23 protein-coding genes and 1 pseudogene are annotated in these 25,572 nt (G+C 53.4%); 5 read left to right on the top strand and 19 right to left on the bottom strand.

The genetic code is table 11. From position 1 onward, the window contains the following. Window positions 1–13 precede the first annotated feature (13 nt). The 15 genes from PHT20_RS08775 to PHT20_RS08705 form a co-directional block, all read right to left on the bottom strand. A complete protein-coding gene (locus PHT20_RS08775; RefSeq protein WP_301020218.1) occupies window positions 14–1,036 on the bottom strand; it encodes a glycosyltransferase family 2 protein in 1,023 nt (340 codons plus the stop codon). Continuing rightward, a complete protein-coding gene (locus tag PHT20_RS08770; RefSeq protein WP_301020217.1) occupies window positions 1,033–2,646 on the bottom strand; it encodes a polysaccharide biosynthesis C-terminal domain-containing protein in 1,614 nt (537 codons plus the stop codon). The genes PHT20_RS08775 and PHT20_RS08770 overlap by 4 nt, the downstream gene beginning before the upstream one ends. Next, window positions 2,552–3,991 carry a hypothetical protein gene (locus PHT20_RS08765; protein ID WP_301020216.1) on the bottom strand — a complete coding sequence of 480 codons (1,440 nt, stop codon included), beginning with the start codon at window positions 3,989–3,991 and terminating at the stop codon, window positions 2,552–2,554. Before PHT20_RS08765 ends, PHT20_RS08770 begins: the two co-directional genes overlap by 95 nt. Before the next feature lie 66 nt (window positions 3,992–4,057). Continuing rightward, a complete protein-coding gene (locus tag PHT20_RS08760; RefSeq protein ID WP_301020215.1) occupies window positions 4,058–4,957 on the bottom strand; it encodes a nitroreductase family protein in 900 nt (299 codons plus the stop codon). Between the two features lie 161 nt (window positions 4,958–5,118). Then, window positions 5,119–6,456 (bottom strand): polysaccharide pyruvyl transferase family protein, encoded by a 1,338-nt coding sequence (locus tag PHT20_RS08755; RefSeq protein ID WP_301020214.1) that lies wholly within the window; start codon window positions 6,454–6,456, stop codon window positions 5,119–5,121. Next, window positions 6,407–7,057 (bottom strand): exosortase-associated protein EpsI, B-type, encoded by a 651-nt coding sequence (gene epsI / locus PHT20_RS08750; protein ID WP_301020213.1) that lies wholly within the window; start codon window positions 7,055–7,057, stop codon window positions 6,407–6,409. Before epsI ends, PHT20_RS08755 begins: the two co-directional genes overlap by 50 nt. 107 nt (window positions 7,058–7,164) lie before the next feature. Continuing rightward, the gene (gene xrtB / locus PHT20_RS08745; protein ID WP_301020212.1) at window positions 7,165–8,019 is read right to left on the bottom strand and encodes an exosortase B; all 855 of its coding nucleotides are present in this window, start codon (window positions 8,017–8,019) and stop codon (window positions 7,165–7,167) included. Continuing rightward, a complete protein-coding gene (gene epsG / locus PHT20_RS08740; protein ID WP_301020211.1) occupies window positions 8,012–8,896 on the bottom strand; it encodes a chain length determinant protein tyrosine kinase EpsG in 885 nt (294 codons plus the stop codon). Before epsG ends, xrtB begins: the two co-directional genes overlap by 8 nt. Further along, window positions 8,893–10,263: a chain length determinant protein EpsF gene (epsF, locus tag PHT20_RS08735; protein WP_301020210.1), complete on the bottom strand. Its 1,371-nt coding sequence runs from the start codon at window positions 10,261–10,263 to the stop codon at window positions 8,893–8,895. The genes epsG and epsF overlap by 4 nt, the downstream gene beginning before the upstream one ends. Before the next feature lie 63 nt (window positions 10,264–10,326). Then, complete coding sequence (gene epsE / locus PHT20_RS08730) at window positions 10,327–11,097, bottom strand: polysaccharide export protein EpsE (RefSeq protein ID WP_301020209.1); 771 nt, start codon at window positions 11,095–11,097, stop codon at window positions 10,327–10,329. A 66-nt stretch (window positions 11,098–11,163) separates the two neighbouring features. Next, window positions 11,164–12,135 (bottom strand): EpsD family peptidyl-prolyl cis-trans isomerase, encoded by a 972-nt coding sequence (locus PHT20_RS08725; protein WP_301020208.1) that lies wholly within the window; start codon window positions 12,133–12,135, stop codon window positions 11,164–11,166. Between the two features lie 17 nt (window positions 12,136–12,152). Next, window positions 12,153–13,331, bottom strand: coding sequence for an XrtB/PEP-CTERM-associated polysaccharide biosynthesis outer membrane protein EpsL (gene epsL, locus PHT20_RS08720; protein WP_301020207.1), 1,179 nt, complete (start codon window positions 13,329–13,331; stop codon window positions 12,153–12,155). Window positions 13,332–13,511: 180 nt separating this feature from the next. Then, window positions 13,512–14,099: an FxDxF family PEP-CTERM protein gene (locus PHT20_RS08715; RefSeq protein ID WP_301020206.1), complete on the bottom strand. Its 588-nt coding sequence runs from the start codon at window positions 14,097–14,099 to the stop codon at window positions 13,512–13,514. 134 nt (window positions 14,100–14,233) lie between these two features. Next, the gene (locus PHT20_RS08710) at window positions 14,234–15,490 is read right to left on the bottom strand and encodes a class I SAM-dependent methyltransferase (protein WP_301020205.1); all 1,257 of its coding nucleotides are present in this window, start codon (window positions 15,488–15,490) and stop codon (window positions 14,234–14,236) included. Between the two features lie 29 nt (window positions 15,491–15,519). Further along, a complete protein-coding gene (locus PHT20_RS08705; protein ID WP_301020204.1) occupies window positions 15,520–17,088 on the bottom strand; it encodes a methyl-accepting chemotaxis protein in 1,569 nt (522 codons plus the stop codon). An 81-nt stretch (window positions 17,089–17,169) separates the two neighbouring features. Between PHT20_RS08705 and PHT20_RS08700 the strand changes: the two genes are divergently transcribed. From PHT20_RS08700 to PHT20_RS08690, 3 genes are all read left to right on the top strand, one after another. Beyond that, the gene (locus PHT20_RS08700) at window positions 17,170–17,829 is read left to right on the top strand and encodes an HAD-IA family hydrolase (RefSeq protein ID WP_300081886.1); all 660 of its coding nucleotides are present in this window, start codon (window positions 17,170–17,172) and stop codon (window positions 17,827–17,829) included. Then, window positions 17,822–18,208: a Rieske 2Fe-2S domain-containing protein gene (locus tag PHT20_RS08695; RefSeq protein ID WP_300081888.1), complete on the top strand. Its 387-nt coding sequence runs from the start codon at window positions 17,822–17,824 to the stop codon at window positions 18,206–18,208. Before PHT20_RS08700 ends, PHT20_RS08695 begins: the two co-directional genes overlap by 8 nt. Window positions 18,209–18,357: 149 nt before the next feature. Further along, on the top strand, window positions 18,358–19,263 hold the full coding sequence (locus PHT20_RS08690; protein ID WP_301020240.1) for a S49 family peptidase: 906 nt from the start codon (window positions 18,358–18,360) through the stop codon (window positions 19,261–19,263). Between the two features lie 28 nt (window positions 19,264–19,291). Here PHT20_RS08690 and PHT20_RS08685 read toward each other — a convergent pair whose 3' ends face one another. From PHT20_RS08685 to PHT20_RS08670, 4 genes are read right to left on the bottom strand one after another with little or no spacing between them, the layout of a single operon-like run. Beyond that, entirely contained in the window at window positions 19,292–20,077 is a 786-nt protein-coding gene (locus PHT20_RS08685) for an SAM-dependent methyltransferase (protein ID WP_301020203.1), read from the bottom strand. Further along, window positions 20,074–20,667 (bottom strand): Maf family nucleotide pyrophosphatase, encoded by a 594-nt coding sequence (locus PHT20_RS08680; RefSeq protein WP_301020202.1) that lies wholly within the window; start codon window positions 20,665–20,667, stop codon window positions 20,074–20,076. Before PHT20_RS08680 ends, PHT20_RS08685 begins: the two co-directional genes overlap by 4 nt. 39 nt (window positions 20,668–20,706) lie before the next feature. Beyond that, window positions 20,707–23,175, bottom strand: coding sequence for a serine/threonine protein kinase (locus PHT20_RS08675; RefSeq protein ID WP_301020201.1), 2,469 nt, complete (start codon window positions 23,173–23,175; stop codon window positions 20,707–20,709). Between the two features lie 38 nt (window positions 23,176–23,213). Beyond that, window positions 23,214–23,819, bottom strand: a complete 606-nt coding sequence (locus PHT20_RS08670) for an SIMPL domain-containing protein (RefSeq protein ID WP_301020200.1) — start codon at window positions 23,817–23,819, stop codon at window positions 23,214–23,216. A 339-nt stretch (window positions 23,820–24,158) separates the two neighbouring features. Between PHT20_RS08670 and ompR the strand changes: the two genes are divergently transcribed. Together ompR and PHT20_RS08660 are read left to right on the top strand one after the other, a co-directional pair. Continuing rightward, the gene (ompR, locus tag PHT20_RS08665) at window positions 24,159–24,890 is read left to right on the top strand and encodes a two-component system response regulator OmpR (protein ID WP_301020199.1); all 732 of its coding nucleotides are present in this window, start codon (window positions 24,159–24,161) and stop codon (window positions 24,888–24,890) included. Continuing rightward, window positions 24,877–25,572: pseudogene (locus PHT20_RS08660) on the top strand (two-component sensor histidine kinase); the annotation flags it as partial. The gene ompR and the pseudogene PHT20_RS08660, both read left to right, overlap by 14 nt.

The following is a 25,572-nucleotide window of genomic DNA, read 5'->3' as shown; positions in this document are numbered from 1 at the left end:
AGATTTAAATATATCAATTAATTTTATTATTTATTTCGATGCTGGATATTGTTAAATGTGGTGATGTTTGTTTTTTTAGTAGTCCGCCAATCAAGCCGAGTGCATACGCATGCCAAGATACTACAGAATAAATTCCAGTTGAAATTGATTTCTTTTTGATAATCATGCCCAGAAAAGGCGTTATCAGGAAATAAAGGATATAACTTGAAATGGCGTGTTTGTATATCAATCCAAAAACTAATATTATCCCAAGCACAGTCCAGCCTATTGCAACTACTGCGTAGACTCTGATTTCTCGTACTTCTTTGATCAAAAGCGTTAAATAATTTTTCCCTATTGCGCTTTTAAATAATTCACCAATTCCCAGCACATATCCGCTTTGCCATCTTTTGAGCAGCAGTTGATAGGCTTCAGTTTGATGGCCGAAGTGAGACACGGCAACCTTGTCGATTCTGTAAAGCTCCCAATCATGACTCCGAAGTCGAACAGCAAGTTCATATTCTTCATATGCGTGGAGATTCCGATTGGTGAAATAACCGAGTCCGTCGATGGCTGTACGGCGGTAAACGCCACCACCATCTAGTCGATCTACTAGACCGGGTAGTAAATCTTTGGGGGCTCTTTGAACGCGTGAACGAAACTCAAGACTTTCCAAGTTGCGTTCAACGACTCGCCCACCGACCCCTGCAGTTTTAGGATGATCATCAAGAAATTTCAGTGCATGCGCAAGAAAACTCTTCTCGATAGTCATGTCTCCATCTATCAGCCATACAAACTCACCTGTTGCATATTGATAACCAAGTTGCCCTCCAACACCACAGCATCTTTCATTGGGATGTGTGATTTGAACAATGCGAATGTTATATTGTGATGCAATTTCTACTGTGCGATCTGTCGAGTATGAATCCGCCAATATGATTTCACTACTGAAACCTTGCAGGGCGTCGATTGCACTTTGAATAGTAGACGCGATATTTTTTTCTTCATTCAGCGCTTTTATAATTAGACTTATTTTAATGATAGATTGCTGTTTCATAAAAAAAATATTTTTCTCGGAAGCAAAGAATTTATTAAATTTCTTTCGGTATTTGAAAATGCATCACGTGATTTTATGATTAAGCAATAAGTAAATGTGGCTATAATGATTCCTGCGACAAAATTAAGTGCCCCATTTTGTAATTTATTAATAATTATCAATATGGCATACATGACAACGCCAGCAAGTAAAAAAATAGCTATGCCATGCGTGTCAGGTTGATATGCGAAGCCTTTGCGGCGCAAATAATAAGATGCAAATAGGTTGTAAGTTAAACCACCAATTGCTGATGCAGCAACTGCTCCCAGCGGTCCCCAATGAGGAACCAACCACAGCGCACAGGGGAATGCAATGGTGGAAACAAGTCCTGCATAGAGTTGCATGGTATTTTTTTCCAATGTGCCCGCCAAGAGTGACAACACTAACTGGTGACTGGTCAACACGAGTAGGCTCAAAATGCCAACAAATAACCAGTGGCCTTCTGCATATTTCCCACCAGAGATCCAGCCGAGTATGTCGCTGCCATAGACGGCCGCAAGCGCTATGCCTGGAGTGAGTACCAGCAAATTCAATTTCAAAATGAGCCGTGCCATTGCATTGAGTTGTCCAAAGTCACCTGTTTTGACGTATTGACTTACAAATACTGGTTTGATCAGACGAAGTAGGAGCACAGCGGGGAGATAGCGCTGTACCGTATCGGCAAGGCTGTAGGTGAACCCGTAAACGGCAGACTGCAAAACACCGGACAAGCGTGTGACCAGCAATTTCATGGCCTCTGCGTTGAAGAGTTGAAACACCACTTGTGCGACGTAGTTGAAGAGTGCAAAGCGTTGCAGGCGATGGCGATGGGTCTTGACGATAGTCCAACCGCTGTGAAGTCCTACACGCGAAAAATGACTTAGCAGCAACACCACGCTCATGAATGCTGCAGCACCCGTGGCCATCAGTTCAATTTGGATGACAAGATGGGTATTGACTTCAGTCACCTGCCAGCCAGCCAGTAACAACAGTAACAACAGTAACTTGATGACCACATACACACTCATACTGATCTGCGCCTGCCTTTGGTGAAGCATGGCTTCCAAAAGAACGACGGCAAAAGCCAGCAACCCCGTCAGTGACACCACACAGAGCCATAGTTTGAACAACTCGCTCTGTGGACTCAATCCAACGAGCGCGGTTATGTTTTCAGCGAATACCCAACCCGTGCCCACTAGCAAAAACAGCGTTGCAATGCGTGCAAACAAGACGGTGGCCACAAAACCAAGTAAGTCTGAATCGGAGTGCCGCATGCGTAGTTCTGGCATAAATCGCTCGGCGGTTGTATCTATACCCAAGTTAGAGACAGCAAGCAAGGTTGCTTGTAGCGCCAAAAAGGCGATGTAAACACCATAGTCTGCTGGCGACAGCCAACGCGCCAAAACGACGAGGGTCGTCAGGCTAACCATTGCATTGAGCGCTTTACCCCATAGAAAATGGAACAGGGATGTTTTGACGGCAGACTTGCCGTAATGATTAGCCACTGCTTTTGCTTTGTGTTTTGCGCCACCAGTAAGCCACATATCCCAAATAGAACATGGCTGCAAACTGCATGGGCGGGCTGCTGACAATGGTCACCTCATAAAAAATGGCCAATGGCATGATGGCTAGGGCAGCTTCGACACCGGACATGGCTGCCCGATGCCATGCTGGCACAGCTGGGTTTACTTTGAGCGACCGGGCACGAAAGAAACCCAATACAAATACGGTTACGAAAGTGAGACTGCCGACTACACCTGACTCCCAAAGCAATTTTGAAATGCCTGTGACATCAAGCATGACAGCTTGCGCACGCACCGCAACGCCTTCACCAATGACAGAACTTGAGCTCACTGCGCTAGCCAGACCATGTCCAAATAGCAAAGTCAATGGGTTGTCTAACACGCTGTGATGATTCCACCAAAAGAGCAGCGATTTGACACGCCCCAAGTTGGTTGTGGACGCTTGAAACTGGGGATTAAAGCTGTAAGCAAATTGATTGAACAATGCATCAAACATCCCTTTGTTATTGTCGGTTTGCCAGTACAAGAAATAGTAGGCGACCAGCAAGCCACACATCAACATGGCAATAGCCAGTGATCCAGCAATGAAGACGACCGGTTTTTTGAATGCGTAGTCGCGATAGACCAGAAAGAACCCTGCGGGAATCATCAAGGCAATGACTTTTGACTCAACCATGGCCATGGCGGCAAAGCTCGAGACAAAAATGATTAAAAACCAGAGCGTCTTAAGTTGGGCTTGCTTATGTAGGGCGATAGCCAAGGTGGTCATAAGCGATAAGTAGATTCCTAAAGAGCCGCTTTCGCCGCCACCAAACTTGTCGCCACCAAAAGTACCCACAATGCTGTCCCACGCAGAGCCAGGATAGTGCCCTGCTAGCCTGGATGGCACGATGTAGAGTTTTTGGTAGAGACAGAACGCCCATTGCACGCTTGCAATGGCAAGCATAAAAATCAAAATCCCTTTGAGAAGTCGCTCGTTAGGGTTGCAATAGGCAATATAGGCAAAGATGCCAAACACGGGTAAGTAAATTCGCACGCCCACCAGCCAATCAAGTATGGGTAAGCTGTTGGCAGCAGAACTAAAAATCAAAATTAACCACCACAGCCCCATCCATGCAAGGAGCCCCGTGTCACTTGAAGGGATTGACGGTGATGCGTATGCACGTTGTAAAACTGTGTAGGCAAGCAAGGCCACGCCCAGCCCGGAAATAACCCACTGAAATTGACCCAGACCGAAAAAATACTTAAGTGATCCAGCTACCAAGAGTGTCAGCCCTGCAAAGGCAACCAGCCCGATCTGTGGATATTTCACCAAATAAAAAGCGGGTACCAGCAAAACCAAAGGTGCAATGGCTAAGTAAAAGCCAAAGCCAATGCCAACTCCCGCAGCTGCAGCAACAACCAGCGTCGTCAAGGACATTAAAACTGAAAAAGAATTCAGCCTGGAGGCATTCATTTTTTGAAAAATGCTGCCCCCGATTTATTTAAAAGACAGTACATCAATCAAAGCCTTGCGATGAGACCGTGGAACCTTAGTTTGCTGATGAGGGTAGCCCACCGCAATGAACATGATAATTTTGTGAGACTTTGGTAGGTTCAGAAGCTGATGCACTACAGAATCAGTTTTAGGTGTGACACACCAGTTCAGGCAGCATGTGGCCAAGCCATGGACTTCAAGGGCATAAAGAAGTGACATGGCGAACAGTCCACCATCAATATAAGGCTGGTTTCTCTCAATGGCACCAAAAAAATGATCAGCATTTGCTGTCACAACCAATAGCAAAGGAGCCATATGACCAAAGCCTGTATTGCCGTTTTGATGAGCAAGCAACGATGCACGCAAGGATTCGTCACTCACCGCGACAACTTTGCAGGGCTGTCGATTACAAGCTGACGGACTTAGCTGCGCAGCCGCAACAGCATGCCGCAAAATTTCTTGTGAAACCGGCTTGCTTTCAAAATTTCTAACACTGCGTCGTGCCAAGTACATGTGATGCAAGCTTGAAAATGATACAGAGTTGATCAATTGTTCTTTTTCAATCAACATGGGCGTGTCAGCAGTATCCCCAAAGTAGCATTGGTTGCTTAAAAATGAATAGACGGTTGGGAGAATCTTGTTTTCAGGATCCAGTTTTTGATTTTCAAGATGAGTTAAATACGCCTGCAAACTGTTCAGTGCACCTTGGTAAATGGGATCATTCACACTGAAGTTTGATTTTTTCCAGCTGTTCATCATGTGGATGATTTGCGGAACAACTTCAAGTGCAAATAGACGATGCTGTCCTGGCATGCAAAGGCCTTTTTCTATTTTATGATAATAAAAAAGTAATTTAGCCCGGAGTTGCGCAAGCTCCATTTGCTCATTTTTACCCCAAAACATGCTTTTCTTAACAATCCTAAGATCATAAAAAAAATACCTGAGACTGAGCAAGCATTGAATTCTGTATTTAAAAGAAACATAACATGCATAACACTCATGGCATGTCTGAAGTTTATGCCGAAAATATTCTTTAATTTTCATTTAAAAACGTTTTTATGGCACTATTTTATGAGAGCTCTAGCCAAGAGTCTAGCGGAAGTAGAAGTTTTCTCACGACATAAAGGTATTTTTTCATTCAGTATGCTGATGATATATTTATGGTTATAAACCAAATAACTTAAATACTTTTTAAGATTGCTTGTGCAGACTTTTGGTGTTTCAAGTACACAATCTTCGTTACCAAAAATATCTCTGTTTAATCCTTTGGCCTTCATGCTGTAGGCAATTGAAATTGTGGGTACCAGGGAGCCTAATGCCGCTATGGTGGCGTGCGTTCGTGCACCCATGAAGTAAGTGCATTGTGATAGCAGAAATTTCAACTGAGCAGCATTAAGCGTACTGGGTGCCATACTTATCCTGTTTTCATAGCCTTTGCACATGATAAATATCTCACGCATATAGAACGTGTCGCTATTGTTGGCTATTCCATCCAGAGGATCAACATGAGGAATAAATAGCACAGAAATATTTGAAGTTTCGAGCGTATGTTGAATGAAATCAGCAACTTCCCTTTGTAAAACTTCCTTAGCCTCACCAGGTGGTCTGAATTTTTGAATCAATGGACTAATGTTGAATCCAAGCACTGGCGTATTTTCTGGAAACGGCCAAAACGAGGATGTGTCGACCGGTTCTGGCCTCATGACGAAAGCCCCATCTGCAACCAGTGCAACATTTTCTGTAATGTCTATTGTTTTCAGATAGTGTTCAGAGATCGTCTCACGGACTGTGACACTGACAGCTGACCGTAAAAAATCCGCAACGAATTTCTCAACGGCTGGCTCTTCGGGAAATGGGCCAATCGAGGCACCCCATACCATGACTTTTTTGTCTAAGCGTTGCGCATGCTGAGCGAAGCGAATGTGCCAAATCAAAGATTCCAAGCCGTAGTCAAGGGTGATGTTGTCGCCACCAATCATCAAAAGCGCATCGCATGAACGAATGTCATTCTCTATATCTGTCGGAATTAAAAAATCCGGAATGTAGTTATTTTTAATACCAGGGTAATATTTTCTTATTTTCCCCCATACCTTCAATGAAGTTGGGTAAGGCATTGCACGAACAAATTTACAACCGGCGTTGACGGCATCTGGCCATTGCTTCATATCCAAATCTGGTCTGTAACTAGGCACCAACACTGTGACATCGCCAAACTCTGCCTTTAATAACTGAAGTGTTGAGCGCACCAGCGCTTCGCAACCCCGATTACCAAAGTTGTTTTGACCAGATAAATAAAACTTTTTCATTGGCGTGAAATACTTTTCAATTGATACCAATACATGCAGATATAGTTCATATTTTTTTGGATTTGCCACCCATAAATCGAGTGCGAATATTGTCATCAATCACATCAGCAATGTCTTTGGCAAACTGTTCTTGTATGGCGTAAGCGGTCAAAGTATCTTTGTCGATGGATGAAATCCTAAAAAGCATCCCGTCTGGAACCTTGTCTTGGATGGCGTAATTTATTTCAACCAGTTTTTTGCTGATGCTGGACTTGACTGAATAGTCACCCACAACTGTCCAGTAAGTGACCGGCTCATGGCGGGCACCCAGCGAGGTCTCAAGCCGTGTGGCCTGAATGAGGTGACTTGGCAGTTCAATGATGGTATTTTTTCTGGATAGAAGTTTGAATCCTTGCGCCGGGTAACACACCTCTGGCTTGTGCAGTTGCAGCGCATCGCTCTGGTTTTTGCCATAGGCAATCGACAGCATGATGCGGTAGCCCTGCTTATTGACATAAGTACGGCTCAATGTTTGGCTGTAAATCTTGTCCAGCATGCTTTTCTGATGCGGATTGACGACTTGGGCAAGCATGTTGGCTTCTTCACGCCATTCATCAAACGTCTTGGGTACCATGGTCTCAAGGTTGATGGGGGGGCGCTCATCAGCCAGACTGATGCGTGGCTTCAAGACCGTTCCAAGTGCTGCAGACAGCAGCATTAAAACAAGCAGAATGAGGGTTTTGGTTGTGGAGATCACAAAAAAATTCAGTTTAAATTCATAGCTGCTTACGCTTATTTATCTAGCGATAGAGGCCAATTTGTTTATCAATTGTTCAGTGTGTTTCGCTGCCGATAGTGCTCAAACGTGTGCAGCGCGGTGTCAAACCCAATGATCAGCATCAACGCACTTAAAAACAGCACCATCCCCGCAAAACCGTGCAAAAAGCCTTGGCCAGCCGCATCCCCCCAGTGGTAAGTGATCAGGCTCAAGGCCATCACGCGAATCACGTTGGCGGTAAATGAAATGGGCACAATCAAAATGGCCAGCCCAATGTTTCTGAAGGCTGAGTCACGCCGCACCAAATTCAAATACAGCAAGCCTAGTGCTTCCAGCGTGAGCAGCGTGTGCAGACCGGCGCACGCATCGGCCACCAGCAGCATGTATTGGCCAATTTGCAAAATGACCCCATTGCGCCCAATTGGGTAACCTGCCCAAAACAGCACGTGCTCAGCCACATACGACACCGCCATTTTCATGGGCATGGTCACGGCATCCACCACAGCGCTGGGCAGCGGCACCATGAACAGCATGAAAAAAAGCGCAAACCACTGCACTTTCAGGGCGGCAGAACTGCGCAGTAACAGCGCCAGCCCAATCAAGAGCCAGATCACAGAACCTATTTCAAACATCAAAATATCTTGTGACCGTCCCAAGGTATACAGCAGCAGACCCATGATGAAAATGGGCCAACCCCAAAGACTGGTGGGCTGGCTTTGGGACGCTGCTTCCATGGCGGCCCAGTTGCGCTGCAGCAGCCACAAGCTGATGCCCAGCACAATGGGGCCATGCATTTGCTCGTCACTCGACCAGATGCCCGTGAACAAGTCATACAGGCTGGGCACATAAAGCACCGCCAGTCCAAGCATGACCGGCAACCAAGTGACGATGTTTTTACGCATCATTGAGCACCGAGCCAATCAGCTCCACACCGCCGCCTTGCAGTCGGCTAGCCAAGTGCAGGGCATCGGGCAGCAAGGTTTGATTGTTGCGGCACACCAAAAGCGCATGACCTGCCCGGGTGGCAATGATTTCTGCGTCGGCAAAATCACCCCCAGCGGGCGTATCGATCAAGATGATGTCAAATTGCTGGCTGGCACCTTCAAGTAAGTTGCCAAAGGCCAGCCGTCCCAATAATTCTTGCGGGTTGGGCGGCACCGCGCCCGCAGGCAGCACCGCTAAATGCGGCAGACCAGGCACCAATTGAGCCGCTTCAAGCCCGGCACGGTTGGCCAATATGCCAGAGAGCCCCAAGCTGCGTTCCAGTTTGAACAAGCTTTGTTGACTTTTATGCGGTTCGGCGCGCAAATCAGCATCCATCAGCAAGGTGCGATGCCCCTGTTGGGCAAACACGATGGCCAGATTAGCCGCCACAAAGCTGCGCCCATCATTTTTGCTGGGGCTTACCACTGCCAACACATTCTGTTGGGGCTGTTTGCCAAGCCAGCGCAATGTGAGTTGGCTGCGCACCGCGCGCAGGTTTTCGCTCACGGCACCAAATGGCTGGTAGGCTGCCAGCAAGGCGGGGCTCAGGCTGGTGTTGGTGGCATTCAAATAGGCGTAGTCGTATTGCTGACTGAGGGCAAAGTCAATGTCATCTTTGGTCAACAGTTTGAGCGCAATGGCCGCATCGCCAAAGTGCAAATTTTGGGCTTGTTGATACGCCAAAATCTGTGCGGCAGCTTGTTCGGTGAGCCGACCATTGGCCACCAAGATGTCGCCAATCGAGCGGCTGGCATTGAATATGGGTGAAATTGGCAATGCCACAGACCCCGTCATGCCGCCACCTTTTTCCCTGGCAACAAGTGCGTGGCTCGGCCAATGCTGCCTAGCACAGGCAAGTCAAGTGCATCTCTTAAATCTTGGGCTGAGCGCACTTTGCGCTCTTTCAACTCCAGCATCAGTGCCAACCCAACGCCCAACAGGGTGCCTAAAAAAATAGCAACCAAGGTATTTAAAAACACACGGGGTTTGGATGGCAGTGTGGGCCGCACGGCAGGGTTGAGCACCGAGACGTTGGTTTGGTTGGTTTGGCTGGCAATGTTGGTTTGCGAGGCGCGCTGGCTCACCAATTCAAACGCGCGTTGGGCTGATTCAATGTCACGCCGCAGCACATTGAGCTCATCGCGCTGCTTGTTGAGTTTGAGGACACGTTTTTTTTGGTTCTCAAGCGCGCCTTTGAGTTGCTGTTCTCGGGCAAGGCTGATTTGGTAGCTGGTCTCAATAGAGCGCCTGATTTTTTCGGTTTCTGAAGTCAGCTGAGCTTTCAAGCTAGACAGTTCAGCCGCATAGCGCTGAGCTTGGGGGTGATTTTTACCCAAGTTGACACTGCTCTCTGTCAAGCGCGACTCCATTCTGGCAATGTCGGCTTTCAGGCCATTGATCAGGGGGCTTTGCATCACTTCAGCCAGCGTGTCGCTTTGGGCGTTGAGGCGCTTGCTCTGGCTGTCGGTGGTTTGCCCTTGAATGCCTGTGAGTTGGCTAGAGGTTTCATTCAATTTGGCGGTTTCAAAGTCAAGCCGCTCATCTGCCGAGGTGATGCCATGGGTTTGCTGGTAATCAGACAAAGCTTGTTGGGCTTTTTCCAGCTTGGCACGCGCTTCTTTGGTTTGCTCTTCAAAAAAAGTGGCGTATTGCCGCGCCGGTGCCACCTGCAAGTCAAGGTTGACGTCGATGTAGGCTTGCGCAAAAGCGTTGGCAACCGCGGTAGCAAAGTCTGGGTCAACCGCGGTGTAGTTGATGTTGATCACCGTGCTTTCACGTGCGGGCTTCACGTCAAGATTTTTTTGCAGCAAGTTCGCCAGCCAGTCTGCCAATTGCCCCTCGCCCTTGGTGTCATCTTGCCATTGTTGTTGAATGGCGGCGCTTTGATCCATTTTCAGCATCTTGACCACTGTTTTGGCCACGCGGTCGCTGTTGATGATGTCCACTTGCGTCGCCATGTAGCCGGGCGCCATCATGCCTTGCAAAATCATGCCGCTGACCATGTCGGGTGCTTTCACGTCAATCACCACAGCAGCGCCCGTGGTGTATTGTTTGGGCAGCAGCAAGCTCACCACCACCGCTGTGGTCACCGTCACCAGCAGCGCCAACAAAGCAATTTTGTAGCGTGCCCGCAAAATCAATAAAAACTGCTGCAGGGTCATGACTGCATGGCTCGGATGAAATTTGTGATCAGCAGGAGACGAGAGCTGGGCAAGGAGCGCACTTTAGAAAATACTTTCTTTGACAAAGATCACATCGTTGGGTTGCACTGCGTCTGTCAAGTTGGGTTCAAGTTGCAGCACATTGCCACGGGCATCTTTGCGATGCAGGCGCAGCCGCTTTTCGCTGCCTCTGGCCGTGGGGCCGCCGCCTTGCGCCAGGGCCTGCATCACGGTCATGTTTCGCTCAATGCGAAAAGCGCCAGGGCGCTGAGCTTCGCCATAAATGTAAAACACCGGTGCACGGTGCACATAAATGGTGTCTCCACCTTGCAAGATGAGGTCGTTTTGAATGTCAGCATCCAAAAAAATGGCAGGAATATCCACCTGACTGCGAAATGGCTTGCCGTTGCGCACGCCAGTCACGATGGCCACGTCGTCGCCACCCGGTGTTGCACCACCTGCGTTGGCCAGCATGTCTGTCAAACGTGTGTTGGCTGTTTCAAGTGGAAAGCGGCCAGGGCGAGCGACTTGCCCCAACACCGACACCTGGTTGCCTCGAATCTGCACCAGCACAATGTTGACTTGAGGGTTTTGTAAAAACCCACCTTGTTGCAAACCCTCACTGATTTTTTTTTCAGCGGCAGCAATAGACAAGCCACCCAATGCCACTTCACCCAAAAGCGGGTAGGTGATGGCGCCGTTTTCAGAGACACGTGTTTCAATGGTGAGGTCAGGGTTTTGAAACACCTGAATTCTTAACGCATTCCCTACACCCAAGGGATAGTCAGGTTGAACTTGCGCCAACCCTGGCAGCACAAAACCTGCCATCAGCATCAAAACCCAAAAAAAGCCGGATCGGAAGGGGTGAAAAAACGCATTCATAGCCACATACCCTGTGAGTTACTTCAGGCCAGCTACACCTTTTTCAATAGTGCTCTGCACTTTATCCATAAGCTCTAGAGGCTTATTGGGCGTATCTTTTTTAGGCTCTTCTGTTGCTGACGCTGGCGCCGAAGTGGCGGCTTGTTGCGTGGCTTGAAATTCACCCATGTATGTGATGGTGGTGCTGGCTCTGAGCTGTTTCATCTCTGCGGCCACAGCTTCTGTGGCGCGTTGGTTGCTCAAAAACTGCTCAATCCGCGGCAGCGCAGTGGTTGAGTCCACAGGCGCTGATTGTGACGATGCCAAGCGCAGGTAGGTGACTGATTGAGGGGTGTCTAACACCAGGCTCTGCCCGTCTTGCAGGGCGTGCACCTTGGCCAGCAATTCCAGTGGAATTTGTTCGGCGGGGCGGCTGGCACTGCCGCCATTGAATTTGATGTTTTTGGACTGGAGCTGTTTGGCCACCTCGTCCATTGATTTGCTGGCAGCGGCCATGCCGCGCAATTGTTCCACCAGTCCCGGTGTGACAGGCGCCACAATTTCTTGAATGTTGAAAATGCGTCTTTGCGAAAACAACTGAGGATGTTCGTCGAAATACTTTTTGGCTTCTTCCTGGGTAGGTTTAGGCAAGTCTGAGGCAATTTTTTGCAAATAGGTGCGCGCCAAAATGTCGCGTTTGGCAGCTTCAAGAGCGGCCACCGTTTCGGGCGTGCGGTCGAGCTTGCTCTCAATGGCTTTGTTGACTGCTAATTGTTGGTCAATGAGTTTCTCCAGCACCTCTTTGCCCATGGCTTTGGCAGCCTCTGGCGTGGCACCTGCGGTGTTGCTGCGGCTCAGAACTTGGTTGATTTGGTGCACTGAAATTTCTTCAGAACCCACTTTGGCGGCCACCTGAGTCGCCACAGACTTGTCGTCCTTTTTGCCGCAGGCAGACAAGCCCAACATCAAAATGCCAATGAGCAAATAACTTTTAAGAGGGGCGGTGTGCATGGCGGTTGAGAAAAAGGTTAATAACTGTATTGAGCAGACACTGAAATCTGCTGACTTTCATAGTCTAAGCCAGATTGGTTGGCGCTACGGCTGGCATTTTGCAGTGCAGCACTCAAGGTGAAACGTTGATCAGGTTGCCAGTAAAAAGTCACACCTGTGTCATGAATATTGTCTTCACGCTGGCTGGGCACGACGCCTTGCGGGGCGCCCAAATAACGGATGCGTGACCTGCTGTGTTGCAGCCGCACCAAAGACTTAGGGCTGAACTGCCAGCTGGGTGACACGAACAGCCGTTGGGTTTGGGTGTAGTTGCTGTCTCTGACGGCGTAGCTGGTCACCGTTCGCGATTGCCCCAGTTGCACGGAAGATTTGCCTGTGAGCAGCCAATTCAGGCTGGCACCAGAGTTGAGGCCGCTGAAATCGCGTTCAGGAAAATGGGGGTGGGTTTGACGCAGTGCCGTGAGGTAGAAGTCAGCGCTGTGCTTCTCTGGCATGGCCCAATGCGCCCGCAAGTCACTGATGGATTGATTGAAATCCGGGTCATAAGGGCTGTTGGCCACCAGTTTGCGGCGCAAGAAATGACCGCTGACTTGTTTTTGTATCCAATTCAAGCTGCTGCCACTGGCAAACACGTAGCCTAAGCCTGCATTCAGTGTGCGTGTGGTGTGGTCCCCGCCGGCCACCAGCGCTTGCTGGTTGGTTTGTGAAAATGTTGAGACACCTGCCAGCACACGCCAAGGGCCATCAATTTCATACTCAGCATCAAGCCGCTGGCTGGCTTCGGTGCGCAAGTTGCTTTGGCGGCCGGTGTAGTCTGCAAAGCTGTTGGCCGTTTCCTTGCGGTCTGCACTTAGCAGGCCATGCAGCCTGGGGGTCAGGCTCCATTGCAGCGCAGCGTTGTAGTTGTACGAGGCGTAATTCAAATAACTGAAGTTTTGAAACTTGGAGTCCACCACGCTGACAGAGACGTTGACTTTTTGCAAACTCAGCGTTTGACTGAAGTTCAGGCTCAAGGTGGTGACCCCAATTTGCTCGGCACCACTGTCTTTGCCAAGCACCCGCAGGGTGTTGGTGGCTGCCGGGAGCCTGAACAGATTGTTGTCAAAGGTCAAAGCCGCCTCAGCCTTCAGGGTCAGGTGCGACGCTTCAGCTTGCACGTCTGCTACAGCCAAAGTACCCGCAACAAAGCAAACCACAAGAAAGAATGAATTCAAACGCATGCAAACTGGCGCTGAGCCGCAACTTGAAACAGAGACAAGGTCAAAAAATAGCAGGATGATTTTTGCTATTCACCAGCCACTACACCACAGCGTTTTGAAAAACAAAAAAAGGGGATTGCAAAACAATCCCCTTTGAGCTGTAGCGAACAGCGCGGTTTAGCTCTGACTTGCAACCTTGCGTTCGCGCCTGCGCGTGGCAAAACCCACCAAACCCAAACCAGCCAAAAGCATGGCGAAGGTTTCTGGTTCTGGCACAGCTGCCACCGCAGAGCCACCCAGGCTCATGTTGTAGGTACCTGTACCGTTACCCCATTGAGGCCCGCCTGGGCCAGCGGTAACGCCGGTAATCACCAATGTGTTCATGCCTGTATAAAAACTTGCAGCACCCGACAGCGTGCCGGCGTACGATCCAGGTGTGAGGTTTAAATGCACACCATTGAGCACGGCTGACCAAGAGGTAATTTTCCAGTTGCTGACCAGAGAGGCGTAGCCGGCCAGGGGATCTGTCAAATTGAAAGTATAAAAATCCGAGAATTTGTAGCCGTCACCTGCGTCACCCACCACAGACTTTGTGTGACTGCTGTAGATGTCATAACCAATACCATTGTCAAAAGTGCCTTTTAACCAACCACTTGGGTCAAGCACCAGATCATTGGAGGTGTAGTTGTTTTCAGTCACGGCATGTGCGCTAAGTGAACCGATCGCAAGCAAAGAAGCTGCCAAAATTTTTGAAATGCTGAACATGGTGATCTCCGGGAATTTGAATTGCATGTTACAGGATGTATCAAGTTTGTCAAATAGTTTGATTGGCAAGCCAATGCAACTGTTGTGCCATCACCAGATTGATCAGCCATTTGGTGTGGCTGTTGCTGAGTGTTTTAAGGCTTCGGTGCAGCCAACCGCCACAGCGAAGTGATCTCTTTGCTGCGCGCCTGATGCAGTGCGTCAGTTGTGTCTTGGGTTTTGGGGTGTTGCGCTTTGGCATCAATGCGGCTAATGACACGCAGGCCACAAGCGTCGATCATGGTCAACAGCTCGCTTCGGCTGCGCAAACCCAGGTTTTCAGCCAGGTTGGACAAAATCAGCCAGCCCTCACCGCCCGGTGCCAGGTGGCTGCGCAGGCCAGCCAGAAACTCTTGCAGCATGCGCCCACCTTCGTCATACACCGCGCGCTCTAAAGAAGAGCCGGGTCGCGCCGGAAGCCAAGGTGGGTTGCACACAATCAAATGCGCTTGACCCGGGGGAAATAAATCAGCTTGCAGCAGCGTCACTTGCGATTGGATGCCCAGACGGTTGAAGTTGTCTTCGGCGCAGGCCAAGGCTCGCGGTTCTGAGTCTGTGGCCACCACATGTCCGACACCGCGGCGGATCAAGACCGCGGCCAACACCCCAGAGCCCGTGCCTATGTCAAACGCCGTGAGGCTGGTTTGCCCCTTGCCGGGTTTGGGCAAGTGGGCACTGGCGACCAGACCTGTGTATTCCCCCCGCACCGGAGAAAACACACCGTAGTGTGGGTAAATGCGGTTGTCTGGCGCAACGCCCAGAGCCATCACTTCCACGCCCACCCGTCGCCATTCAGCGGCGCTGGTGATGCCCAGTAACTCCCGCAATGACAACACAGTGTGGTCATCAGTCGCCTCCGAACTAGCCTGTTCAGGCATCTCTGCGGCGTGCCACGCCTGGGCGCAGGCGGTTTGCACGTTGGGTGCACGGCGCAAGTCAATGTGGTGGTTGGCATCCATTTCAATCAACACCATGCCCAGCGTGCGTGCCCGCTGTGCCTGAGCTTGGCGGTGCAAATGGAAAGCCTCCACCATGGACACGGGTGTTGGCGTTTTGACGCGTTTGCGTTTGGGCACCTGGTCAATGCGTCGGCTCATGGCTTGCAGCAGCAAGCGCGCATTTTGAAAGTCTCCCCGCCACAGCATGCCGGTGCCCGCACAAGCCATCCGGTAGGCGCTGTCCGCTGTCAAGCTGTCGTCGGCCAACACCACTTGTTTGGGGGCAGCGCTGCCGCGCTCACTGCGCCAGCGTGCAGAGCGCGCTTGTCCTGACTCGACCCAATGCACCCGGGGCGGTTCAGGCAAGGTGATCGGTTGCAGCGGGTTGGGGTAAAGAGTTTGGGAATGAGGCATGACACAAATGCTATTTAAAAAATAGCATCTTACGCCTTATTCATAAGGGCTAGGTGGTTGTTTGACTCATTTATTTTGAAAGTGCTCACGACCTGCTCCAAATGCTCGGCCTGGTCTTGCAGTGATTGAGCGGCGGCGGCGGCTTGCTCAACCAGTGCCGCGTTTTGCTGCGTGACGTGGTTCATGTCATCAAGCGCGCTGCCCACTTTTTCGATGCCAGCGGTTTGGTCGGCACTGGCCGCGGTGATCTCGCCCATGATGTCAGTCACATGGCGAATGCTGTCCACAATGTCGTTCATGGTGTGGCCAGCTTTTTCGACCAGGCTGCTGCCGGCATCGACCTTGCTCACTGAGTCGGCAATCAGCGTTTTGATCTCTTGGGCGGCATCGGCGCTGCGTTTGGCCAGGTTGCGCACCTCGGTGGCCACCACGGCAAAGCCACGGCCTTGCTCACCGGCACGGGCCGCTTCCACCGCAGCGTTCAGCGCCAAAATATTGGTTTGAAAGGCAATGCCGTCAATCACGCTGATGATGTCCACAATGCGCTTGGACGAGGTGTTGATCGAGGCCATGGTGTCAATCACACCGCCCACCACCGTGCCGCCTTGCACCGCAACCTCAGAGGCGCTTTGAGCCAACTGGTTGGCACGTTGGGCGTGTTCCGCGTTCTGGGTCACGGCCGTGGTCACTTGCGCCATGGAGGCGGCTGTGTGTTCAAGCGCGCTGGCCTGCAGCTCGGTGCGGTTCGACAAATCCAGGTTCCCGCTGGCAATGTCGCTGGAGGCTCTGAAAATGGTGTCAGTGCCCAAGCGCACTTGGCGCACGATGCCACCCAGACTTTGGTTCATGTCTTTCAAAGCCTGTTGCAGTTCCCCCATTTCGTTGTGGCTGTGCACGGCTACCTGTTGCGTCAGGTCACCGGCGGCAATGCTGCGCGCCACCTCGACACAACGCTCCAGCGGCTGCGTCACCACGCGGTGGATGAACGGGTAGATCAGCATCAGCACCGGAATGCAGGTGATCAGTGCCGCCAGAATCGACTTCATGCGCTGCTCAGCCAAACTGGCATTGACCTTGTCGAGCGAGACCTTCATGCTGACCACCCCCAGCACCGTGCCCTCAGGCGCCAAATGGCAGCTGGTGCAGTCTTTTCCCAAAGAGTTTTTAGAGGCCAAAGTGGGGCGCACCGCACGCAAATACTCGCCTTTGGCATCAGACTCTACTTGCACGATGGCTTGGCCACTTTGCAGCACTTGCTGCTCCAAAGCGTCGGGCTGGCTGTCGTCTTTTTCAGTGCCTTTGCCAAACAGCTTGATCACGGCCTCGCCGCGCAACACCCGAACATCGCGAATAGAGCCGAGCTGTTTCACCTGGTCTAAAAACACATCCCGTTGTGCCACGGTGCCCGTCACCATCATGCCTGTCAGGCCGGCCATGGTGGCATCGTGCATGCTGGCTGAAAAGTCTGTGGCTTGGTCCAGGGCAGCTTGGCGCGTCACATGCCCCTGCCAGATGATGACGCCGGTCCAAACCACCAACAAGGCCACGCCAATGGTGGTGAGCAGTTGAATCCAGATTTTGTATTGGGTCGTATGCATAATGACTCAGAGCCTTAAGTGGCAAGAATATAGCCTTTATTTTGCTGGTCAATGGCTGGCTTTGCACAATCTCACACCCTTATGACACCACGACGTTTTGATTTGATCGCTTTCGACTGGGATGGCACCTTGTTTGACTCCACTGCCATCATTGCCCGCTGCATTCAAGCCGCCGTGCGCGATGTGGGTGGCCAAGAGCCAACCTATGAGGCCGCGTCGTTTGTGATTGGCATGGGGTTGATGCAAGCGCTGGCACATGCCGCGCCAGACGTGCCCGAAGCGCTTTACCCACAGTTGGGTGACAGATACCGCCACCACTACTTTGCCATTCAACATGAAATCAGCCTTTTTCAGGGGGTGCTTCCCCTGTTGGCTGATCTCAAATCAAGGGGCTATCTGTTGGCTGTGGCCACCGGTAAGAGTCGCCGGGGGTTGGATGAGGCACTGGCCACCTCCACGCTGGCCGGCACCTTTGATGCCTCGCGCACCGCAGACCAAACCGCTGGCAAGCCCGACCCCTTGATGCTGCACGAACTCATGGCTGAGTTTGATGTGCGCCCAGAGCGCACCTTGATGATTGGCGACACCACCCACGACCTGCAAATGGCGCTCAATGCCCGCTGTGCCAGTGTGGGTGTGAGCTATGGTGCGCATGAACCCGAGGCCTTTGCTGACCTGAACCCCTTGTTTGTGGCGCACGACGTGGCGCAATTGCACCAGTGGTTGTGCGCGCATGGTTAAGCCTCACGACGACAGCGTTGCCGTTGCCCTTTGCCGCTCTGATGAGTTGCAAGACAGTGGCAAGGCGGTGGCCTTTGATGTACTGTATTTTGGGCGCCCCGAAGCGGCATTTGCCGTGCGCTACCAAGGCCAAGTGCATGCCTATTTGAACCGCTGCAGCCATGTGCCCATGGAAATGGACTACCAGCCCAATGAGTTTTTTGACACCACTGGCCATTGGTTGATGTGCGCCACCCATGGCGCCATGTATGCCCCGCACACCGGCCACTGCCGCATGGGGCCGTGCCGGGGTGGTTTGGTCAAAATTTCGTTGTCAGAGGTCGACGGCGTGGTGCACTGGCATACTTCAGGCCAATTCACCCCCATCAAACCACCATGACCGATCCACATCTGCCTGCGCCAGAAGACGCTAACGCCGCTGAAAAATTTAAGCAAAATAGCACTGTAGAGCCCGTGGATATTGCTCAAGCAGCTCCTAAAAATGACAAAGACAAGACCGCAGCCGAACCCCAAGGTTGGGAGCGCTCCATGCTTGAAAAACTGGCTTTCGCCACCCTCAAGGAGCAGCGCGCCAGCCGTCGATGGCGAATTTTTTTCCGCTTTGCCTGGCTAGGTGTGTTGTTGGCTTTGATCGGTTTGGGTGTGAGTCAAAACGCCGGCACCAAAGATGTCAGCGCACCGCATACCGCGGTGATTGAGATCAAGGGCGAAATAGCCTCGGGTGCCGAAGCCAGTGCCGAGCTGCTGGTGTCGGCCTTGCGCACGGCTTTTGAAGATGTGGGCGCCCAGGCCGTGGTGTTGCTGATCAATTCGCCGGGCGGCAGTCCGGTGCAGGCCGGCATCATCAACGATGAAATCAAGCGCTTGAAAAGCATTCACAAAAAGCCGGTGTATGCTGTGGTGGAAGAGTCCGCAGCCTCGGCTGCTTACTACATTGCCGTGTCGGCCGACAAGATTTTTGTCGACAAAGCCAGCATTGTGGGCAGCATTGGCGTGCTGATGGACGGGTTTGGTTTCACCGGGCTGATGGACAAACTCGGGGTTGAGCGGCGCTTGATGACCGCCGGTGAAAACAAAGGGTTTTTAGACCCGTTCAGCCCACAAACTGACACCCAACTCGCCTACGCCCAGACCATGCTCAATCAAATTCACCAGCAATTCATTGCTGTGGTGAAAGAGGGGCGAGGCCAGCGCCTGAAAGAAACGCCTGAAACCTTCAGCGGTTTGTTTTGGAGCGGTCAGCAAGCCATTGAGCTGGGTTTGGCTGACCAGTTGGGCAGCCTTGACTATGTGGCGCGCGAGGTGGTGAAAGCAGAAGACATTGTGGACTACACCCGGCGTGACAACGTAGCCGAGCGCTTGGTCAAGCGCTTTGGTGCAGCCATCGGCACCGGGGCGGTGCAGGCCTTGAAGGCCTCTACCGCCTTGCATTGAGGCTGGTTGGCGCTTGCGCCGGACAGTCTCAACGCCCGATGGCAAAAACAGCTGGAATGGCGTTGTCTAGCACCGCAGTGCTTTGTTTCCAGTGTTTCACGGGGTGGCTGATGATGCTGGCTTGCGCCATGGTCAGCCCACTGCTGATGGCCAGCCGGGTGTGCGGCTGCAAGGTGTGCTTGAGCGCCGCCAGCATCACGGCGTTGCGGTAGGGGGTCTCAATGAACAATTGCGTTTGCCCAGTCTTCAAAGCCAGCGCTTCCAGGTCGCGCAGCCGTGCGCAGCGTTCTTGCGCGTCTTGTGGCAGGTAGCCCACAAACGCAAAATTCTGCCCATTGAGACCACTCGCAGCCAAGGCCAGCAGCAGCGACACCGGGCCGACCAAGGGGCACACTTGCAGGCCTGCGTCATGCGCGGCACGCACCACCGACGCACCGGGGTCGGCAATGGCCGGCATACCGGCTTCACTGATCAAACCCAAGTCATGCCCTTGCAGCGCAGGCGCCAGCAAACCGCGTGCGTCAAACTGGCCTTGGTGATCGCCTTTTTTGTGCACTTCTCGCGGCAACTCCACCAGCGACATGGCTTGTATCGGTTGACACAGCGGGGTGATGTCGTGAATGCGTTTGAGGTAAGCGCGCGCCGTTTTGGCGTTTTCACACACCCAGTGCGACAAGCTGGCCGCTTGTTGGAGCGTGCCCAAGGGCATGCTGGCTTGCAAGTCTGTGGCTTGGTCGCAGCCAAAGTCCAGTGGTGCGGGCACTAGGTAGAGCTTGCCCAGTGCGCTCGTGCGTGGGGTGGCAGGTGTGTTCATAAAAGTTTCAGGCCAGCAGCGCGCAGCAGTTGGCAGGTGCGAATCAAGGGAAGCCCGACCAGTGCGGTGGGGTCGTCATTGTCGATGCGTGCCAGCAGGGCAATGCCCAAGCCTTCGCTCTTGGCACTGCCCGCACAGTCGTAAGGCTGCTCAGCATGCAAATAGGCGTCAATTTCAAGGTCAGTCAAGGGGTTGAAGCAGACCTTGACTTGGGCCAACTCGGTCTGGGCAAATTGGCGTGCGTGGCACACCACCGACACCGCGGTCTGGAAGATCACGGTTTGGCCGCGCATGCGCTGCAGTTGCGCCACTGCGCGGGCATGGGTGTGGGGCTTGCCCAGCGACTCACCATTAAGGTCGGCCACTTGATCAGAGCCAATCACCACGCTGTTGGGGTGTAAGGCCGCCACCGCTTGCGCCTTGGCGTGTGCCAAGCGACAGGCAAGTTGTGCCGGGGTCTCAAGCGCCAAGGCGGTTTCGTCCACGTCTGGGGAGACTACATCGAAAGGCAGACGAAGCCGCTCCAGCAGTTGGCGCCGGTAGCGTGAGGTGGAGGCCAGAATCAAATGAGGTGTGGTGTGTTTAGTCATGACTTACTTTTCTGCGGTTGTGTGGCCACAACCCGGCGTCTACTTGATGCCTTGGCGAAATGCCATCACCGCCTGGTTGCGCAGGGTGCGCAGCAGCGCCAGCTCTTTTTCATCCAGCTTCAAGCCCCCGCTGTCGGCCATGTCGGCATAAATCAGCCCAAACGGGCGCCCTTTGAGCACCAGCGGCAACACCAAAAATGTGGGTGCGTTGAACGATTTAAGGTACCACGCGGGCAGGCGGCTGGCCAGGCGCGGTTCGCGGCTGTCGGCAATCAAGGTGTCGACCCCCTTGGTGCAAATGGTGGTGAACACATCTGGCACAGCGCTGTCAGACAGCGGCACACAAAACGACTTCACCACACCCTCGACCCCAGCGCCCAAGCCAAAGCGCCCAGTCAGGGTGTCGGTTTTGGGGTCGCGCATGCAAAAAATGATGCGGTGAAACGACAGGGCACGAAACATGGCCTCCAAAATCATGCGCAACACGTCACTGAGTTTGTAGTCTTCAACCATGGCATTGGTGATATCTTGGATGCCCGCCGTCAGGGTTTGCGACACATGTTCAGCAGCAGGTTTGGCGTGCCCGTGTGCTGCGGCAGGCTCGGGCGTGGCTTGCAACTGGCTGGCCACCAGTGCGTCGTGGTCTTGCTCTGAATACTCCACATGCTCGGGCACGCTGCCCGGCGGATGCAACAAGGGCGCCACAGGCGAGGTTTTCCGCACCCGCAAATCCATGGCATCGGCCAACTCCACCAATTTTTTTCTGGCCACTTGGGTAGCCGCAGTCACCTGAGGGGTGGTCAACCCCAGGGTTTTACTGAATTTTCTGGCCACTTTGTCCAACTGCAGCGCCACATCATCGACGTTGGTGTGCAGCATGGCATCGGTCATGTCGTTGGCGGCGCGCGCGGCCCAGCGCAAGCGTTCCAGCGCATCAGTGGGCACCCGGCTGGGCGGCTCGCCAGCGGGCCATTGCATGCAGCGCTGAATGCCCTCTGGCAAGCCCCAGGCACGCGCCACCCCCACGCCTAACGCTTCGTAACTCATGCCCAGCACGCGCACCGAGGCTACCCGTTCCTCCACCGGCTCTTTGGCTGCGTGCACCAGGCTGCGAATGTTGGTGGCTTCTTCGGGGAAATAAAACTGGCTCAGCATGCGCCCCAGGTTTTGAAACAGGGCACCAATGAAGGCTTCTTCACCCTCTTCGCTGGTGCTGGCCAGCTCGGCTGCCACAGCGCCGGCCATCAACCCACGCAAAAATTCCTCTTTGAGCAAATGCGCGTTGGTTTTGTCTTGCATGTGCTCCAGCAGCACCAGACTCAGCGCCATGTTGCGAATGCCGTTAAAGCCCACCAGCTGCACTGCCCGGGAGACTGTGCCAATGCTGTTGCCGCGGGCATAGTGGGCGCTGTTGACCAGCCGCAGCAGCTTGTTGGTCAGCGCCACATCTTTCAAGATTTCGTTGGTGATGCTGCTGATGCTTTCTTTCTCAGAGTTGGCCATGCTCTGAATGCGCACCACCGACTCTGACAACGCGGGAAAGTCGGTTTTGCTGCGCATGCGGCGCAGCAAAAATTCCAGTGTGCTGTTCTGGCTGTCCGCTGGTGCCTCCAGGGGGGATACGGCAGCGCTTTGCTGTGCTGTCCATGCGCCCAGCGCCGCCAGAAAAACTTCGCTGCTGGGGTAACGCTGATCAGCTGCGGGGTTCAGCGCCCGCAGCACAATGGCCTTGAGGTTGTCATCAAGCTGGTCCAGCAAGGCTGCAGGCAGCGCCAAATTTTGGTAGGCGGCGCGGTAAATGGCCTGGTAGGCATCGGTTTGCGGCTGCAGCGGTTTGCCCCACAACAACTCAGCCAGCATCAAGCCCGCAGAAAACACGTCCATCACCGGTGACACCGGGTCGCCACGCGCAGCCTCAGGCGCCATGTAAGCCGGCGTGCCAGCCAGCGCGGTCGTGGTTTGGCCGAGTTGTTGGGTGCTGATGCGTTGGGCAATGCCAAAGTCCATCACCCGGGCGCGGCCATTGGGCTCAATCATCACGTTCGACGGTTTCAGGTCGCGGTGCACCACCCCGGTGGCATGGGCAGCGGTCAAGGCCTGCAACACATCTGTCATCAGTGCCACCGCTTGGGTGGCGGGAAGTGCGCCCTGGCTGGCCATGAGTTGTGCCAAGGTTTGCCCCGCCACGTATTCAAACACCAAAAACGGCTGCTGGTCTTGCACATCGGCCTCAAACACCGGCACGATGTTGGGGTGGGTCAGGCGGCTGACGGTGCGCGCCTCGCTCAACCACTGGGTCAGCCCCGTGGTGTCCTTGGCGCTCATGGGCTTCATCAGTTTGATGGCCACTTCGCGCTCCAGCCGCGGGTCAAACGCCAGCCACACCTTGGACTGTGCGCCTTGCCCCAGCAAGCGCCTGAGTTCAAACCGCCCCAGATGCCCTGGGTCGGCACTTTGCGCCCCGCTGGCCATGCGCTTGAGGGTTGAAAGGGGAGAAAAGTCAGCCATGCTTGGGTTAGGGTCGGGTGGGTCAATAGGTCAGTGGGTCAGTGGGTCAGCTGCACCGAGCCAGACACCGTCACGCTGACGGTGGTCACACCGGCTTCAAGTGGCAGCGGCGCCTCGGCGGCCGCAGCACGGGTGCTCATGGCCATCAGGGGTGGGCGACCGCCGCCAAAGTCATTGGCATTGAGGCTGGCCTCCAGCAAGCTGAAACTGGCATAGCCAAAGCTTTTGGCAGCCTCTTGGGCCCGCTGCAAAAACAGTGCAATGGCCTGACTTTGCGCCTGGCTTTGCGCCGCTTGGCGCTGTGGCTCGGTCAAAGCAAAGCTGGCGTTGGCCACGGTCAAAGTGGTCAGTTGGCCAGCCAGCTCACCCAGGCGGGCAAAGTCGCGCCCCTGCAAGACCAGCTCGGCACTGCCCGCCCAGCCACTGACCTTGCCGTTGCGGTCGGTGCGCGGCGACACATGAAAGTGCCCGGTGTGCACCTCCAGTGCCGGCCCCAGGTTGCTGCGTTTGGCTTGCGCCAAGGCTTGCTCAAGGGCTGCTTTGAGCTGGGTTTGTACGCTTTGGGCGTCCAATGCCTCACGCTGGGTGGTCAGTGACAGGGTCAACACATCTTGTGGCACTGGCACACTGGCAGTGGCTGACAAGGTGATTTGTTGAACCGGTAGAAGCGCCGGATTTTTTTGAGAAAAACAGGCTGTAGCGCTTATGAATAGTGCGCAAGCTGCTATAAATTTAGTTGAGCATTTCATCTGGAAAAGTAGCTGGCAAAAATCTTAAAAACATTCATCTTATTTGTAACAACATGTGAAACCGGGCTTAAAAAGGTTCACATTTGCAACTGAACCACGCAAAATCAAACCGTTACATTTTGCGCACCATCTTAATGTGAAACACCGTTCAGAATGAGCTGGTCGAACCCTTCGACACGCTCAGGGCGAACGGTTTCATCATTTCAGGGTGGTGCGACATCCATGAAAGTAAGTATGACCGCAAACCTTGACCGCACTGACAAAATTTTGGTCGTTGACGACGACGCCCGCATCCGCGACCTGCTGCGCCGCTACTTGAGTCAAGAAGGCTTTGAAGTGCTGCAAGCCGAGGATGGCAAGGCGCTTACCCGCGTGCTGCTGCGCGAACCCGTTGACCTGATCGTGTTGGACCTGATGATGCCAGGTGAAGACGGCCTGTCGATTTGCCGCCGCCTGCGCGGTGCCAACAACCGCACGCCGATCATCATGCTCACCGCCAAAGGCGAAGACATTGACCGCATCGTGGGGCTGGAAGTGGGCGCAGACGACTACCTGGGCAAGCCTTTTAACCCGCGTGAACTGCTGGCGCGCATCCACGCCGTGCTGCGCCGGCGCCCCCCGCCGGAGGCACCTGGTGCCCCTTCGGCCGAGCTGGAGGTGGTGAGCTTTGGCCCGTTCAGCTTCGACATGGGGGCACGCACCTTGAACAAAGAAGGTCAAGAGCTGCCCCTGACCACCGGTGAATTCGCCATGCTCAAAGCGCTGGTGCGGCACGCACGCCAACCGCTGTCGCGTGAAAAATTGGCGCAACTCGCGCGCGGGCGCGACTTTGAACCGTTTGACCGCAGTTTGGACGTGCAGGTCTCGCGCCTGCGCAAACTGATTGAAGACGATGCTGCTGCACCGCGCTACATCCAAACGGTGTGGGGTGTGGGCTACGTGTTTGTGCCCGATGGCAACGCTTGAGTCGCCCTTCAAACCGTACCCGCCAGAGGATGAGCCAGCCCGCAAGCACCGCAGTGGCTTGAGCCTTTTTTGGCGCACGTTTGTGCTGCTGTCCTTGCTGCTGATGGGCAGTGTGCTGGCTTGGACGCAAACCTTGCGGGAGCTTGAGGCCGAGCCCCGCGCCCTTCAAACGGCGCGTCAAATTGCCTCGTTGGTCAACTTGAGCCGTGCCGCAGTGATGCACACCGATGCCATCACCCGCGTGTCATTGTTCAAAACCATGCGCGTCCAAGAGCATGTGGTGATCTTGCCGCGCGAGCCCAAAGACGTGGCCATCGACCTGGACAACAGCGAACTCAACCACTACATCGTCAATGAGCTGACGGCGCGGCTGGGTACCGACACGCGGGTGGCAGGCAGTGTGAATGGCAAAGCCGGCTTGTGGATTGGCTTTGCCATCGACAAAGACCATTTTTGGCTGCAAACCAGCCTGGATCGGTTTGAGCCCCCAGCGGGCAAAACCTGGTTGATCTGGCTGAGCACGGCGGCGCTGTTGTCACTGGCTGGTGCGGCCTGGATTGCCCGGTTGATCAACCGGCCGCTGAAAGACTTGTCGTTTGCGGCCAGCCGGGTGCGCGAGGGCGACTTTGAGGCCAGTGAACTGGATGAATCGGTCACCACCAACGAAATTCGTGCCGTCAAC

The organism is Rhodoferax sp., assembly GCF_028715765.1.
Taxonomy (GTDB): domain Bacteria; phylum Pseudomonadota; class Gammaproteobacteria; order Burkholderiales; family Burkholderiaceae_C; genus Rhodoferax.
Note: the sequence above shows the minus strand (reverse complement) of the source record. Positions and strands in the feature narration are given on the sequence as shown.

Bases quoted from the DNA above. Each gene is read 5' to 3' on its own strand.
- PHT20_RS08775 (WP_301020218.1), bottom strand. From the start codon at position 1,036: ATGAAACAGCAATCTATCATTAAAATAAGTCTAATTATAAAAGCGCTG.
- PHT20_RS08760 (WP_301020215.1), bottom strand. From the start codon at position 4,957: ATGTTTTGGGGTAAAAATGAGCAAATGGAGCTTGCGCAACTCCGGGCT.
- PHT20_RS08755 (WP_301020214.1), bottom strand. From the start codon at position 6,456: ATGACAATATTCGCACTCGATTTATGGGTGGCAAATCCAAAAAAATAT.
- epsI (WP_301020213.1), bottom strand. From the start codon at position 7,057: ATGCTGCTGTCTGCAGCACTTGGAACGGTCTTGAAGCCACGCATCAGT.
- xrtB (WP_301020212.1), bottom strand. From the start codon at position 8,019: ATGCGTAAAAACATCGTCACTTGGTTGCCGGTCATGCTTGGACTGGCG.
- epsG (WP_301020211.1), bottom strand. From the start codon at position 8,896: ATGACGGGGTCTGTGGCATTGCCAATTTCACCCATATTCAATGCCAGC.
- epsF (WP_301020210.1), bottom strand. From the start codon at position 10,263: ATGACCCTGCAGCAGTTTTTATTGATTTTGCGGGCACGCTACAAAATT.
- epsE (WP_301020209.1), bottom strand. From the start codon at position 11,097: ATGCTGATGGCAGGTTTTGTGCTGCCAGGGTTGGCGCAAGTTCAACCT.
- PHT20_RS08725 (WP_301020208.1), bottom strand. From the start codon at position 12,135: ATGCACACCGCCCCTCTTAAAAGTTATTTGCTCATTGGCATTTTGATG.
- PHT20_RS08715 (WP_301020206.1), bottom strand. From the start codon at position 14,099: ATGTTCAGCATTTCAAAAATTTTGGCAGCTTCTTTGCTTGCGATCGGT.
- PHT20_RS08710 (WP_301020205.1), bottom strand. From the start codon at position 15,490: ATGCCTCATTCCCAAACTCTTTACCCCAACCCGCTGCAACCGATCACC.
- PHT20_RS08705 (WP_301020204.1), bottom strand. From the start codon at position 17,088: ATGCATACGACCCAATACAAAATCTGGATTCAACTGCTCACCACCATT.
- PHT20_RS08700 (WP_300081886.1), top strand. From the start codon at position 17,170: ATGACACCACGACGTTTTGATTTGATCGCTTTCGACTGGGATGGCACC.
- PHT20_RS08695 (WP_300081888.1), top strand. From the start codon at position 17,822: ATGGTTAAGCCTCACGACGACAGCGTTGCCGTTGCCCTTTGCCGCTCT.
- PHT20_RS08690 (WP_301020240.1), top strand. From the start codon at position 18,358: ATGCTTGAAAAACTGGCTTTCGCCACCCTCAAGGAGCAGCGCGCCAGC.
- PHT20_RS08685 (WP_301020203.1), bottom strand. From the start codon at position 20,077: ATGAACACACCTGCCACCCCACGCACGAGCGCACTGGGCAAGCTCTAC.
- PHT20_RS08680 (WP_301020202.1), bottom strand. From the start codon at position 20,667: ATGACTAAACACACCACACCTCATTTGATTCTGGCCTCCACCTCACGC.
- PHT20_RS08675 (WP_301020201.1), bottom strand. From the start codon at position 23,175: ATGGCTGACTTTTCTCCCCTTTCAACCCTCAAGCGCATGGCCAGCGGG.
- ompR (WP_301020199.1), top strand. From the start codon at position 24,159: ATGACCGCAAACCTTGACCGCACTGACAAAATTTTGGTCGTTGACGAC.